The organism is Altererythrobacter sp. H2, from assembly GCF_035319885.1.
GTDB lineage: Bacteria > Pseudomonadota > Alphaproteobacteria > Sphingomonadales > Sphingomonadaceae > 34-65-8.
In genome coordinates, this window is the sequence record NZ_CP141285.1 from 2239928 (window position 1) to 2253575 (window position 13648).

Here is a 13648-nt window from a genome sequence, read left to right on the forward strand (position 1 = left end):
ATTTTTATGGCAGAACACACCGTCAAGGCGTTCGATGAGGACATTACCCGGCTGCGTGGCCTGATCGCCGAAATGGGCGGTCTGGCCGAAGTCGCGCTGCAGGAGGCGATGGACGCACTCGTCAAGGGTGACGACGAACTGGCGGAAAAGGTCATTCGCGGCGACAAGAAGATCGACGCACTCGAGAGCGAGGTCGACAAGCTTTCGGTCAGGATCATCGCTCTGCGCGCGCCAATGGCGGATGACCTGCGTGAAGTGATCGCGGCACTCAAGATTGCCGGCGTGGTGGAGCGGATCGGCGACTATTCGAAGAATATCGCCAAGGCGAGCCGGGTCATCGGGGATCGCAAGAAGTTCGAGCCGCTCACCCTGCTTCCGGCCATGGCTGACGTTGCGGGCGAAATGGTGCACGATGTGCTGACCGCCTATGCGGCCCGCGATGCCTCCCTCGCGCGCGAAGTGATCGCCACCGACGAAAAGGTCGATGCCTTCTACAACTCGATCTTCCGCAATGTCGTGACTCACATGGTCGAAAACCCGGCAACGATTTCAGCCGGTGCACAGCTGCTGTTCGTGGCCCGCAACATCGAGCGGATCGGCGACCATGCGACCAATGTGGCCGAGATGGTTCACTTTGCCGCCACCGGGAATTATCCCACTGACGAGGACGCCTGACACGCTTTTGTCGTGAAGGTGTAATATTGCGGGGGTTAAGACGACATCATGACCGCCGCCAAGCTGCTCCTGGTCGAGGACGACCCCTCCCTTGCCGAATTGCTCGAATTCCGGTTCGAGAAAGAAGGCTATGACGTGCGCGTGACCGCCGATGGCGATGAAGCGCTGGTCATGGTGGCAGAAGACACGCCCGATCTCATCATCCTTGACTGGATGATCGAGGGCACCAGCGGCATCGAGGTCTGCCGCCGCCTGCGCCGCGACAAGCAGGCCGCCCATGTCCCGATCATCATGCTGACCGCGCGCGAATCCGAAGATGACCGGGTGCGCGGGCTGGAGACCGGCGCCGACGATTACCTGACCAAGCCCTTCAGTCCGCGTGAACTGCTTGCGCGCGTGGCCGCAGTGATGCGCCGCATCCGACCCGCGCTTGCAGGCGAATCGATCACCGTCGGCGACATCGTTCTCGACCCGGTGGCGCACAAGGTCGAGCGGCGCGGCCGTACCCTGCGGATGGGGCCGACCGAATACCGTCTGCTCAAGTTCCTGATGGAAAACCCGGGCCGGGTGTTCAGCCGGAACCAGTTGCTGGACGGGGTCTGGGGCACCGGAAGCGATATCGAGCTGCGCACGGTTGACGTGCACATCCGCCGTTTGCGCAAGGCGCTGGAGATCGAGGGCGCGAAAGACCCGGTCCGCACCGTCCGGTCCGCCGGCTATTCGATCGAAGCCTGACTTGCGCCCAGCTTGCCGGTCAGGGTGCCTATCGGCACACGCCGCCGATCATCCGCTCGGCCTGATCGAAGTGGAAGTGATCGGCGTGGGCAGCGTTGTAATCCGGCGATAGTACGGTCGCGAAGCTGCCGCAGGCGCCGTCCCGCACCTGGCGCAGGAAGGCCTGCTCTTCCGGGCTCCCGCCCCAGTCCGCCAGCACACTGATCCGGCGCCCGTCTTCGAGCACGAACGCGGCAATATCGATCGCATTGCCGGTGGCATGTTCGCTCCAGTTGCCCTGCTCGCCGCCGCCGATCCGGCGGCAGCTCCAGGTGCCGAGGTGCTCGATCCTGCGGACGGGGGAGCCCAGGATGTTCTCGGCCGCCGGGTTGACCGAATGGCGCAGCCACAAGGCCAGGCCGGTTGCGACCGGGCAGGTCATCTGCGGGCCCGACGGGGCGAGTGAAAGGCCGGTCAGCGCGGTTCTGTCGAAGCGCGCGCATTGGCCTTCGCCAGCCGGAGGCAGTGCCGTAAACGCCACCTCGCCGCGTTCGAGCACAGCGCGGCAAGCCGACAGGTCGCTGCGCAGGGCGCTGATCTTGGTGGCGGTTGCCCAGCCCGGCGGATGATCAATCTCCAGCGGCGCCCAGGGGTTGTGCTGAGGATGGTCGTGCAGCCACCCCCGCGCCGCCAGGGCGAATGCGGCCAGAACAAGCAGCCCGATCAGGCGGCGGTCGAGCACAAACCTGCCGATGGTGGTGCGCAGCTTCATACTCAATGGAAGTCGCGGGAGGGCGGAATGATCCGCACATCGCGGGGATGCCCGCCAGAACGTGTGCCGGTGCGGCCTTCCAGCGGCCGGTTCACCTCGTCGGCGCGGGCAAGCGAAGCGGGCAGAAGGTCGTCTGCGAGCGCGTGGAGCGCAGCTGTGGCATCGGTCAGGTGCTGGGCGATGACGTGGATCACCTCATCATCGTACTCCACCCGCCCGCGCACTTCCATCAGCCGCGCGCCCATGATGACCTTGCGCTGCTTCTCCATCAGGTCCGGCCAGATCACCAGATTGACCACCCCGGTCTCGTCCTCCAGCGTGATGAAGCACACCCCCTTGGCCGATCCCGGGCGCTGACGGATCAGCACCACGCCCGCCACCTGCACCATCGCCCGATGCTTGCGCGCGCGCAGGTCAGCCGCTTTCACGAACCCGCGCTCGGCCAGGATGGGGCGCAGGAACGCCAGCGGATGGGCCTTCAGGCTGAGGCGAGTGGTCTGGTAATCGGCCACCACTTCCTCACTCGGCGCCATGGTGGGCAGCCGGGTTACCGCACGCTCTGCCCCCTCATCGCGCGCACGGGCATGAGCGAACAGCGGCAGGTCTGGCGCAGCGATCAGGCTGCGCGCGTCCCACAGCGCCTGCCGCCGGGTAAGGCCGAGCGACCCGAAGGCATCGGCACTGGCCAGCCGCTCGATATGCGCCGGTGACAGCCCTGCCCGGTCACGCAGCTCCGTGACGTCAGAGAACGGCCCATTGACGTCACGCTCAGCCACGAGCCGTGCGGCGACATGCTCCGGGAGACCATCGATCTGCCGCAAGCCGAGACGAAGGGCGATTTTTGTTTCTCGCAGAGAGGCAGAGGAGAAGGGAGACGCGGAGATGTCGCACGTGCCGAAGGCACAGTCAGTATCAGCAAGCGTTCGGTCCGGCGCACAGTGATAAGTGGAATGCCGCTTTGCCGCAGGAGCCAAGCTTTTTTCTGTCTCTCTTTCCTCTGCGTCTCTGCGAGAAACCAATTCCTCCAGGGAGCAGTCCCAGGCCGAACAGTTCACATCCACCGGCAGCACCGGCACCCCGTGCTCCGCCGCGTCGCGCACGATCTGCGCGGGCGCGTAAAACCCCATCGGCTGCGAATTAAGCAGCGCCGCCGCGAACGCCGCTGGGAAATGGCATTTGAGCCAGCTCGACACGTAGACGAGGTGCGCGAAACTGGCCGCGTGGCTTTCCGGGAAGCCATATTCGCCGAATCCCCGGATCTGGTTGAAGCACCTCTGGGCAAAGTCGCGGTCATAGCCGCGGGCCACCATGCGTTCGACCATCATGTCCTGCAGTTCATCGACCATGCCGCGGCTGCGGAAGGTGGCCATTGCTTTCCTCAGCCGGTTGGCCTCGCGGCTGGAGAACTTCGCCGCGTCGAGCGCGATCTTCATCGCCTGCTCCTGGAAGATCGGCACCCCCAGGGTGCGGCCCAGGATGCTGGTCAGCTCGTCCGGCGGGCCGTGCTCGGGCGCGGGTGCCGGGATCTGGACGGCCTCCGCCCCGCGCCGCCGCTTGAGATAGGGGTGGACCATATCCCCCTGTATCGGCCCTGGCCGCACGATGGCCACCTGGATGACCAGGTCATAGAACTCGCGTGGTTTAAGGCGCGGCAGCATGTTCATCTGCGCCCGGCTTTCGACCTGGAACACGCCGAGCGAATCTCCCTTGCGCAGCATGGCGTAGGTGACGGGATCCTCGCGCGGGACCGTGGCCAGCGTCAGCGCCTTTCCATGATGCTTTTCAAGCAGATCGAGGCATTTCCTGATACAGGTCAGCATCCCCAATGCCAGCACGTCGACCTTGAGGATGCCCAGCGCCTCGATATCGTCCTTGTCCCATTCGATGAAACTGCGGTCCGCCATGGCACCGTTGCCGATCGGCACGGTCTCGGTCAGCGCCCCTTCGGTGAGGATAAACCCGCCGACATGCTGGGAAAGGTGCCTTGGCATTCCAATAAGTTGCTCAGTCAGCTTGAGAACACGCCGCAAGTAAGGATCATTGAGATCAAGCCCGGCCTCGGCAACATGCTTCTCCCCAATCTCGCGCCCCCACCCGCCCCAGACGGTGCGCGCGAGAGCGCTGGTGACATCCTCGCTCAGCCCCATCGCCTTGCCGACCTCACGGACGGCCATGCGCGGGCGGTAGTGGATCACCGTCGCGCACAGCCCGGCGCGGTGGCGGCCGTACTTGCGGTAGATGTGCTGGATCACTTCCTCGCGCCGCTCATGCTCGAAATCGACGTCGATATCGGGCGGCTCCTTGCGCTCTTCGGAGATGAACCGGTCAAACAGCAGTTGGTGCCTGGCCGGATCGACCGATGTGATGCCGAGGCAGTAACACACCGCCGAATTGGCCGCACTGCCCCGCCCCTGGCACAGGATCGGTGGATCGACCCCGCGCGCGTAGTCCACGATATCGCGGATGGTCAGGAAGTAGCGGGCCAGGTCGAGCTTATCGATCAGTGCCAGTTCGCGCTCCAGCGTGTTCCGCACAGCCTCCGGCACGCCCTCTGGCCAGCGCCAGTCTGCACCCTCAAAAGTCGATTTTTCAAGGTATTGCTGTGGCGTCATGCCGCCGGGCCAGGCTTCCTGCGGGTATTCATAGCGCAGTTCATCGAGGCTGAAGGTGCAGGCATCCGCCACCTGCCGCGCCGCTGCGATGGCATGGGACCAGCGCGCGAACAGGCGGGCCATCTCGGCAGGCGATTTCAGGTGCCGCTCGGCATTGGCGAGCAACAGATGCCCGGCCTGAGCCACGGTCGTCTTGTGGCGGATCGCGGTCATCACGTCATGCAGCGGGCGGCGGTCCGGGGTGGCATAGCGCACATCGTTGGTTGCCAGCAGACCGAGGCCGTGCGCCCGCGCCAGCGCATCGAGCCGGTCGATCCGGGCCATGTCATCGCCGGAGTAGAGATAGCTCGCCGCAAGGTGGCGCAAGCTGGGAAGCTGGCGGGCGATATGGGGAATAAGCTCTGCGAATGAAGCGGTTAGAGAAGTGGTTTCACGCAGAGGCCGCAGGGAAGAAGAGAGACGCAGAGAGGCCGCGCTTGCGGCGCAGCCGCTCTCCTCTTCAAACGGCTCCGACAGAGGCAACGATGCGGCCAGCGAAGGTGCCTTCGGCACGAAGGATGTCTCCGCGTCTCCCTTCTCCTCTGCGTCTCTGCGAGAAACAGGAAAGGGTACGACATTGCTCGGCACGGCGATGGTAAACTGCCCGTCGAGATCGTCCGGCGGCAGGAGCACCAGTTGAACATGCCCCTCACCTTCCTTGGCCGAATGCTCTGCCAGCATCGCGAGCGAAATGTCGCACGCACCCTTGGCCTGCCATTCTCCACCGAGTGTACGCATCCGCCCGGCGCTGATCAGGCGGCACAGGCGGCCATAGGCGGTGCGGTCCACCGGATAGGCGAGGAAGGCCAGCCCCTCGACCGTCTCGATCCGGCACCCGATCACCGGGCGCAGCCGCAGGGTCCTGGCCTCGCCATGCAGCCGCACCACTCCGGCCATCGAATTGGCATCGGCAATCCCGATCGCATCATAGCCGAGCGTGCGCGCCGCTGTGACCAGATCGACCGCGTCCGACGCGCCGCGCAGGAAGCTAAAGCACGATACCAGCCCCAGCTCCACAAACGGGCTGGGGGATGGCGGCGCTATGGAGTCAGGATCAACCTCGATCCGGCGCTTGTCTGGAGTGAGCGGGGCGTCGGGCACGTCACCCCTCCAGCTCCGCCAGCCGCGCGGCCACTTGCGCGAGATCCCCGGCAAAATGCCGCTCCTGCTCGGCCTGCGCCTCCCCCTCGAGCCGGAGGAGGTAGGACGGGTGGACCGTCAGCCACAGCTCGCTGCCGTCCTCCAGCGGGATCGCCTGGCCACGCTCACGCCCGACGCTGACCGTGCGCCCCAGCAGCGCCCGCGCCGCACTGGCCCCCAGCGCCAGCACCAGCCGGGGCCGCACCAGCGCGCGCTCACTCTCCAGCCACCAGCGGCAGGTGTCGATTTCCTTTGCGGTGGGCGACTGGTGCAGCCGCCGCTTGCCGCGCCCAGAACCCCGCACCACATACTTGAAATGCTTGACCGCGTTGGTGACATAAGCCGCGCTCCGGTCGATCCCGGCTGCAGCGAGATGCCGGTCCAGCACCTGCCCCGCCGGGCCAACGAACGGGCGCCCGGCCTCATCCTCCTGGTCGCCCGGCTGTTCGCCGACGATCATCAGCCCGGAAAATCCATGATCGTTACCGCGCGCCCCCTCGCCTGCCACTGCCCGGTTTTCGAGCGCCCCGATCGGGCAGGCGCGGCAGGCGTGAATCCCCTCTCCCAGCGCCGCCAGGGTGGCAGGCCGTTCGCCAAACTCGCTGCTTCCGGCTGCCACCATGCGCGATTCCCGGGCCTGCGCCCCGGCGATCAGCTCAGGGATGAGCGCAGCCTCGGGCATATTCTTCCAGTACTTGCGGGGCATTTCCTTCAGCATGGCCCCGATCTTCAAACGTGCCGGGTTGAAAATCGATGCATAGTACGTGCGCCACAGATCCTCTGCCGGATCGCCTTCCGGGGCATCGCTATGCTGGGCCGGTGGCCCCTCTTCCAGCACCGCGCCATCCCAGTGCAGGCAGCCTTGCGGGGTCAGGATCGACCAGCGCATCGAGGCGAAACGGCGGACAAAGAAGGCCGCATTGGCGCGCAGGATATGATGCTCCGGCTCGAACCAGGCGACATAGTGTTCACCCACTTCGGCTTCGTCTGATTCCACCAGCCTGAAACGCAGGAAGGCGCGCATCTTGTGAATGTCGCGCCGCACGGCCTTGGCCAGATCCTCGGCCCGCCGCACGTCAAGGTCTGCCTTGTCCTCCATGATCCCCGGACTGCGCTGGAGCCGCCATAGCAGACGGTAGAGCAGGCCGAAGCGCGCGGGGTCCTTGTGCAGCACCACGTTCTTCGCCAGCTCGACAAACCGGCGGCTGGCGCGCACCGGCGAGGCGTCGCGAGGGGGAGCGGGCAGGCGCAGCGCGGCATTGGCCGGTCCCTCGTACGCGAACAGGTCCCCCACCCCGCCCGGCTCGGCCCACATGACCCGATCGGGTGGGACGTCGGCCTGCACCAGCGCCCGCGCCCGTTCCCGCCACAGGTCGAAATCGTCCGGCTCAGGCAGGTGCACGGCATAGTGGCTGCCGGCAGCGAGATGCTGAAGCGCGGTCATGCCGCGAACAGTTCCAGCTGTTCCTGCCTGGGTGCCAGCAGCGCGCGCAGGTCGGCGCGGTCGGTCAGCGTGACCGGGCGCCAGTCAAGCGTACAGATGAACGGGCGGACCTTGGCAATCGACTGGGTCAGCCGCGCCACGTCGTCCAGCCGCAAGGTACGGTGGCGGCGACTGGCGAGGATCCGCTGGACCGCCTTGACGCCCAGCCCCGGCACCCGCAGCAGCTGCTCGCGCCCCGCGCGGTTGACATCGACCGGGAAAGCCTCGCGGAATTTCAGCGCCCAGGCCAGCTTGGGATCGATATCGAGCGGCAGCATCCCGTCGGCCTCGGTCGCCTGCATTACCTCGGCGGGCTGGTAACCATAGAACCGCATCAGCCAGTCCGACTGGTAGAGCCGGTGCTCGCGGATCAGCGGCGGGCGCTTCAGCGGCAATACGGCGCTGGCATCGGGAATGGGGCTGAAGGCACTGTAATAGACCCGGCGCAGGCGGAAATTGTCATAGAGGCGGCTGGCCTTGCCGACGATATCGGCATCGGTCGCAGCATCGGCACCGACGATCATCTGGGTCGACTGGCCCGCGGGGGCAAATCGCGGGGCGTGGCGAAAGCGTTTGCGCGCATCCTTGGCCTCGACGATGTCGCTCCTGAGCTTGCCCATCGCCCCTTCGATCTGGCGCGCGCTCTTGTCCGGCGCCAGGCGGACCAGCCCGGCATCGGTCGGCAGCTCGACATTGATCGACACCCGGTCAGCATAGAGGCCCGCCTGGTGGACCAGCTGCGGGTCTGCCTCGGGAATAGTCTTCAAGTGGATGTAGCCGCGAAAGTCGTGCTCCTCCCGCAGGATACGGGCCACTTCTACCAGCTGCTCCATGGTGTGGCTGGAGCTCTTCACGATGCCGGAGGAGAGGAACAGCCCCTCGATATAGTTGCGGCGGTAGAAGCTCAGCGTCAGGTCGACCACTTCCTGCGGAGTGAAGCGCGCGCGGCGCACGTTGCTGCTCTTGCGGTTGACGCAGTAATGGCAGTCGAACACGCAGTGGTTGGTCAGCAGGATCTTGAGCAGCGAGATGCACCGGCCATCGGGTGCATAGGCATGGCAGATGCCCATCCCCTCGGTCGAGCCAATCCCTTTTCCGCCCAGGGAGTTGCGCTTGGCCGTGCCGGACGAGGCGCAAGAGGCATCGTATTTCGCCGCATCGGCGAGGATTTCGAGCTTCTGGAGAGTGGTGAGAGACGACATTTGTTCTTTATATGTTCCGATGCTGAATTCGCCAACAGGATTGTGCAGCCGGGCAAATCGGCGCATGGTTGAGAGGAGGAGATTGCCGTGCACACCGCCCCTGCCCCCCAGTCACGGCCCAATGCCGCGCTGCGCCGCCTGATCTGGGCCGGGGCCATCGCGCTGCTCGTTCTGCCCGCCATCGCCATGCTGTTTACCAGCGAAGTGAACTGGGGGCCGGAGGATTTCGTGGTCGGCGGCGTGCTGCTGCTGGGCACCGCCTTCGTGCTCGACCGCGTGATCGGCAGTGGCTGGAGCAGGCGCACCATTGTGCTTACCGGAGGCGCTGTGGTGTTCGTGCTGGTGTTCGTATGGGCCGAACTTGCGGTCGGCCTGATCGGCTCGCCCTGGGCAGGCAGTTAAACGCTCAGGCACCCAGCCCCTGCAGGAACCATTCGGGCGGGCCGCCGCGCCCGTCGCCGGCAAGGCCGAGGCGATAGATCCAGTAGCGCCGCCCGGCATCGTCCTCGACCCGATAGTAATCGCGCAGCCGCGCCGCGCCGCGTTCGCGCCACCATTCCGGTGCGATCCGCTCCGGCCCTTCGACCCGGGCGACTTCGTGCACCTGCCCGCGCCAGCGGAACGAGCGCGGGTGCCCGTCCGGGCTGGCGTAGAGCACCGCGATCGGTTCCGCCCGGTCGAGCAGCTTCAGCGGCCGGGCATGGAAACGCAGCTGTTCCTGCGTGGCGGGTTCGGGCGCGAGCGGCGGCTGCCAGCGCTGAGCGCGCTCAGGCACATGGCTGGCGTGGAGCACCGGGCGGCTGACAGCCTTGTCCCCCAGCCGCACCCGCAGCCGGTCAACCATGGCGGCAAGCGAGGTGCCATGCCGCTCCGCCGCAGCCTCGATATCGCCCTGGGTCATGGCGACAGGCTCGCACCAGCTGGCGCGCAGGCGGGCCAGCTCGATCCCCAGCCCGGCGTCGACATCGTCCAGGCGGCTGGCGAACAGGCGGGTGAGGTGCGCCGCATCGCGGCTCGCCGCCGCCAGTTCCAGCTGGCGCACCACCACCATCCCGTCGACCCGCCACAGGCCCAGTTCCAGCCGCCGCACACCCTGCCCGCGCCGCTCCAGCTCGCGCACCATGTCACCCGCCAGGTCGGTCATGACCTGGTCCAGCAGCGGGCGATGCCGGATCGGCTCCATCAGCCGCCGCTGGACCAGCGGCAGATCCTGCGCCGCCACCGGCAGCAGAGGCTCCGGCACCCGGCCCAGCAGCTGGTCGAGCCGCACCAGCGGGTTGGCGGAAGGCGACGTGCGGTTGCGAAACCGCCGCACCAGCGCATCGCGCCCGATACCCCACAGGTCGCCCAGCCGCTTGAGGCCGAGGCGGCGCAGCACCGTCAGCACATCGTCATCAAGCCGCAGCGCGGCAACGGGCAGATCGGCCAGCGGGCGCGACCAGTTCTCGTCCGCCCCCAGGACCGCCCGCGCTGGCCCGTAATGCGCCAGCGCCCAGGCTGCCCCCGCCGTGGGCGCAATGGCGCAGCGCGCAGCCAGCCCGCGTCTGGCAAAGGCGGCCTGGACATCGGCCAGCAACCGCGCCTCGCCGCCGAACAGGTGGGCAACGCCGGTAACATCGACGAGCAGGCCATCCGGCGGGTCGAGTGTGCTCCAAGGCCCCCAGCGCTGCCCCCACAGCGCCAGCTTCTCCAGCGCATCGCGGTCCCCTGCGGGATCGGTCGGCACGGCCCTGATGTGCGGACACAGGGCGCGGGCATCGGCCAGCCGCATCCCGCCGCGCGCACCCGCTTCGCGCGCGGCACGGTTGACGGCGTCGATCCGGGGGCCGTGGGCAGTGTCGGTAATGAGCACGACCGGCGCCGCATCCACGCCCTCGCCCGGCGTGCAACCCTCAGCCAGCCGCCAGCGATCGAGCGCCAGACGCGAAAGCCAAACCGAGAGGATACGGCGCCCCCGATTGTGCGGCGGGGGTTGCACCTGGCTTTGCGGGGCGGACAGCAAGGCTTTGCCCGTCATCATCGAGGGTCCATTCACCGGGGGGATGGTTGCGGGCACGGAATAACGTGGCGCGCCAGGCTGGGGGCCCCGGCGCGCGCGCATCCCAGGGCGACGCGGCTGAGGGGGCGGCGCGCACCTCCCATCGCATCCGGGCCGATGACAGGTCACGCGCGGCGTCCATCCGCACCAGCCATAGCGGCACGCCATGCTTTTCAGCAGCGAGGCTGAGCCGGCGCGAGGCGGTGAAATCGAGCGCGCGCGGATTTCCGCCCAGCTCTCCCACCACACAGGCCAGATCACGACAGCGCAGCCCCTCTTCCAGCGCGAACAGCGCATCCTCCGGCTTGTCGGCCGCGACATGGATCAGGCGGCCCTGCAGCCATGGCGGCAGGCCGGGGCGGTAGGGCCGCCCGCCCAGACGGATTGCAGTGCGATCCTGCACCCACAACACGCAGCGGCGGTCCTCGGCCTCCTGCACCGCGTTGCCTGGGGCATGGCTCAGCGCATCGCGCGCCAGGGCCAGCGCCAGCCCCGCCCCGCTTGCCGCGCGTGAGCACGCGAAAATCTCGTTATGCAGCGCACCCTCCGCCAGGCCCGGCCTCCAGCCGGAGGCCTGCACGAAAGACAGACCAAGGCTGCGGGAGGGGCCGGGAAGGCCAAAAGAGGAAGCGGAACAGTCCATATGTTCCACTTATGTTCTATTTCGGACCGATTCGCAATTCGTCCGGTCCAACGCCTGTTCACAGCCTGCCCGGAACGGCAAGGCGGGCCATGGGTTGCCATCCCATAACCAGAAGGAGCAACCGATGAAGCACACCACCACCGATACCGCAGCCAAGGCCGATGAACTGAAGCAGGCGTTCTGGCGCGAACTGGCCGGTTCCCCCTACCTTTTCCTGCAACGGCAGGGGGACAGCACCAGCGCGGTGCCGATGAGCCCGCAGCTCGACAAGGATGCCGACAGCGCGATCTGGTTCTTCACTCACAAGCACAGCGCGTTCGCCGCACTCGGCCCGGTCACCGCTACCTTCGTCTCCAAGGGCCACGACATGTTCGCGCGCTTCGACGGCACACTGACAGTTGAACCGGACCGCGCCCGCTTCGAACAGTTCTGGAACAACTTCGTCGCCGCCTGGTACGATCAGGGCAAGGATGACCCCGACCTCCTGTTCCTGCGCATGGACCTGGGCCGGGCGGAAATCTGGAGCGGCGAGATGGGCCTGCTCGATACCGCGAAAATGGCCCTGGGCATGAACGTCCACGACAGCGCGGAAGAGCGCCACGTCCAGACCGCGCTCTGACCGAAACCATCTCCCAATGAAAAAGGGCCGCCCGATGGGGCGGCCCCTTTGATCATCTACCGGAAATCAATTCTTCGGCGGGTCGATCGGAACCATGGTTTCCTGGCCGCCGATATCGTCCACCACCTCGATGATACCCTTGCCCAGATGGCTCCTGCTCCGGCTGTAGCCGAAATAGATCGCCAGGCCGATCCCGGCCCAGATCGGCAGCACGAGCTGGGCATCGAGCGGCAGGTTCACGAACAGGAAGATGCACCCGGCCACCGTCGCCGGCCCGACGAACCACAGCGCCGGAGTGCGGAACACCCGCTTCCGGTTCGGCTCTTTCTTGCGCAGCATCATGACCGCAATCCCGACCATCATGAAGGCATAGAGCGTGCCGGCATTGGCGATATCGGCCAGTCGGCCCACCGGCAGGAAGGCTGCCGCCACAGCCACCACCACCCCGGTGATCGCGGTCACGACGTAGGGCGTCTTCCACTTGGGGTGAATCTTCGACAAACCTTCCGGCAGCAGGCCGTCCCGCGACATCACGAAGAAGATGCGGGTCTGCGCAAACAGCAGCACCAGAATGACCGACGGCAGCGCCACGAAGGCAGCAATGCCGAGCATGTTGCCCACGCTTGACCAGCCAATCTGGCGCAGGACATGCGCCAGCGCCTCATCCGAACAGACCAGCGGCAGGTTCGCTGCGGCATAGGTGGCGCACTGGCGCGCCAGCTCTTCGGAACCAGCCGGGAAAGGAACGCCGTTGGGGCCCATGATCGGCTGGCCACCAATCGTGCCGATCGCTCCTGCGGCAACCAGAATGTAGAACACGGTGCAGAAGAGCAGCGATCCGATCAGGCCAATCGGCACATTCCTCTGCGGGTTCTTGGTCTCCTCCGCCGCTGTGGAAACAGCGTCGAACCCGACATAGGCAAAGAAGATCGTGGCAGCCGCACCGACAGCACCCAGCCCCGTGCCAAGCCCGCCGAACACTCCGGCCGGCAGGAAGGGATTGAACTTCTCGATCTCCACCTCCGGCAGCGTAAGCACGATGAACGCGGTCAAGGCACTGACCTTGATGGTAACCAGCACCGCGTTGACCTTGGCACTTTCAGACGTGCCGACGATCAGCAAGGCCGTGACCAGAAGGGCAATGAATACCGCTGGCAGGTTGACGAAGCCGCCCTCCACCCCGCCCAGTGCCAGCGGTGCGCCAGCCAGATAGGCAGGCAAGCCGGTGCCGGTAAATTCCGTGATCAACCCGTTGAGATAGCCCGACCAGCCGACCGACACTGCACTGGCTGCCACGGCATATTCCAGCACCAGCGCCCATCCCACGGTCCAGGCCAGCAATTCGCCCATGACCGAATAGGTATAGGTGTAGGCAGATCCCGCCACCGGTATCATCGATGCAATTTCGGCATAGCAGAGCGCGGCCACGATGCAGATCGCACCGGCGATGGCAAAAGCCAGCATCAGCCCCGGCCCGGCCTTTTGCGCACCAGCGGCAGTCAGCACGAAAATTCCGGTGCCGATAATGCAGCCGATGCCGAACAGCATCAGCTGGAAGCCGCTCAACGTGGGATGCAACGACTTTTTTGCCGCCGTTGCCAGAATCGCATCAAGCGGCTTGATCCTGTCTAGGAACATGTGATTTTGTCCTCCCGCTGGCTCTCGAATGCCTGACCTTGCCGGCCGGGCCCGAAGCCCGTCAATGAGGCGC

General features: G+C 66.2%; 11 protein-coding genes. 4 read left to right on the plus strand and 7 right to left on the minus strand.

Annotated features, from left to right (window positions below):
- The first annotated feature begins 6 nt into the window (after positions 1-6).
- Together phoU and phoB are read left to right on the plus strand one after the other, a co-directional pair.
- Positions 7-675 carry a phosphate signaling complex protein PhoU gene (gene phoU / locus U4960_RS11140; protein WP_324260707.1) on the plus strand — a complete coding sequence of 223 codons (669 nt, stop codon included), beginning with the start codon at positions 7-9 and terminating at the stop codon, positions 673-675.
- A gap of 48 nt (positions 676-723) precedes the next feature.
- Entirely contained in the window at positions 724-1410 is a 687-nt protein-coding gene (gene phoB, locus U4960_RS11145; RefSeq protein WP_324260708.1) for a phosphate regulon transcriptional regulator PhoB, read from the plus strand.
- A 28-nt stretch (positions 1411-1438) separates the two neighbouring features.
- Here the strand turns inward: phoB and U4960_RS11150 are convergent, their stop codons facing one another.
- The 4 genes from U4960_RS11150 to U4960_RS11165 are packed head-to-tail and all read right to left on the minus strand — an operon-like array spanning position 1439 to position 8637.
- Complete coding sequence (locus U4960_RS11150; protein ID WP_324260709.1) at positions 1439-2161, minus strand: extensin family protein; 723 nt, start codon at positions 2159-2161, stop codon at positions 1439-1441.
- Between the two features lie 2 nt (positions 2162-2163).
- Complete coding sequence (locus U4960_RS11155; protein WP_324260710.1) at positions 2164-5913, minus strand: error-prone DNA polymerase; 3750 nt, start codon at positions 5911-5913, stop codon at positions 2164-2166.
- Between the two features lies 1 nt (position 5914).
- A complete protein-coding gene (locus U4960_RS11160) occupies positions 5915-7396 on the minus strand; it encodes a UdgX family uracil-DNA binding protein (protein WP_324260711.1) in 1482 nt (493 codons plus the stop codon).
- Positions 7393-8637 (minus strand): putative DNA modification/repair radical SAM protein, encoded by a 1245-nt coding sequence (locus U4960_RS11165; protein WP_324260712.1) that lies wholly within the window; start codon positions 8635-8637, stop codon positions 7393-7395. Before U4960_RS11165 ends, U4960_RS11160 begins: the two co-directional genes overlap by 4 nt.
- 87 nt (positions 8638-8724) lie before the next feature.
- On the opposite strand from U4960_RS11165, the gene U4960_RS11170 reads away from it, so the two are divergent.
- A complete protein-coding gene (locus U4960_RS11170) occupies positions 8725-9039 on the plus strand; it encodes a hypothetical protein (RefSeq protein ID WP_324260713.1) in 315 nt (104 codons plus the stop codon).
- A 4-nt stretch (positions 9040-9043) separates the two neighbouring features.
- Here the strand turns inward: U4960_RS11170 and U4960_RS11175 are convergent, their stop codons facing one another.
- Positions 9044-10507 carry a DUF6504 family protein gene (locus tag U4960_RS11175; RefSeq protein WP_324260714.1) on the minus strand — a complete coding sequence of 488 codons (1464 nt, stop codon included), beginning with the start codon at positions 10505-10507 and terminating at the stop codon, positions 9044-9046.
- A 22-nt stretch (positions 10508-10529) separates the two neighbouring features.
- Positions 10530-11318 carry an ImuA family protein gene (locus U4960_RS11180; RefSeq protein ID WP_324260715.1) on the minus strand — a complete coding sequence of 263 codons (789 nt, stop codon included), beginning with the start codon at positions 11316-11318 and terminating at the stop codon, positions 10530-10532.
- Positions 11319-11442: 124 nt separating this feature from the next.
- Between U4960_RS11180 and U4960_RS11185 the strand changes: the two genes are divergently transcribed.
- On the plus strand, positions 11443-11937 hold the full coding sequence (locus U4960_RS11185; protein ID WP_324260716.1) for a pyridoxamine 5'-phosphate oxidase family protein: 495 nt from the start codon (positions 11443-11445) through the stop codon (positions 11935-11937).
- A gap of 66 nt (positions 11938-12003) precedes the next feature.
- On the opposite strand, the gene U4960_RS11190 is transcribed toward U4960_RS11185, so the two are convergent.
- On the minus strand, positions 12004-13575 hold the full coding sequence (locus U4960_RS11190; protein WP_324260717.1) for an amino acid permease: 1572 nt from the start codon (positions 13573-13575) through the stop codon (positions 12004-12006).
- Positions 13576-13648: the final 73 nt, after the last annotated feature.

Excerpts from the sequence above, each read along its gene's own strand:
- U4960_RS11190 (WP_324260717.1), bottom strand. The coding sequence starts at position 13,575 with ATGTTCCTAGACAGGATCAAGCCGCTTGATGCGATTCTGGCAACGGCG.
- phoU (WP_324260707.1), top strand. The coding sequence starts at position 7 with ATGGCAGAACACACCGTCAAGGCGTTCGATGAGGACATTACCCGGCTG.
- phoB (WP_324260708.1), top strand. The coding sequence starts at position 724 with ATGACCGCCGCCAAGCTGCTCCTGGTCGAGGACGACCCCTCCCTTGCC.
- U4960_RS11165 (WP_324260712.1), bottom strand. The coding sequence starts at position 8,637 with ATGTCGTCTCTCACCACTCTCCAGAAGCTCGAAATCCTCGCCGATGCG.
- U4960_RS11180 (WP_324260715.1), bottom strand. The coding sequence starts at position 11,318 with ATGGACTGTTCCGCTTCCTCTTTTGGCCTTCCCGGCCCCTCCCGCAGC.
- U4960_RS11160 (WP_324260711.1), bottom strand. The coding sequence starts at position 7,396 with ATGACCGCGCTTCAGCATCTCGCTGCCGGCAGCCACTATGCCGTGCAC.
- U4960_RS11150 (WP_324260709.1), bottom strand. The coding sequence starts at position 2,161 with ATGAAGCTGCGCACCACCATCGGCAGGTTTGTGCTCGACCGCCGCCTG.
- U4960_RS11185 (WP_324260716.1), top strand. The coding sequence starts at position 11,443 with ATGAAGCACACCACCACCGATACCGCAGCCAAGGCCGATGAACTGAAG.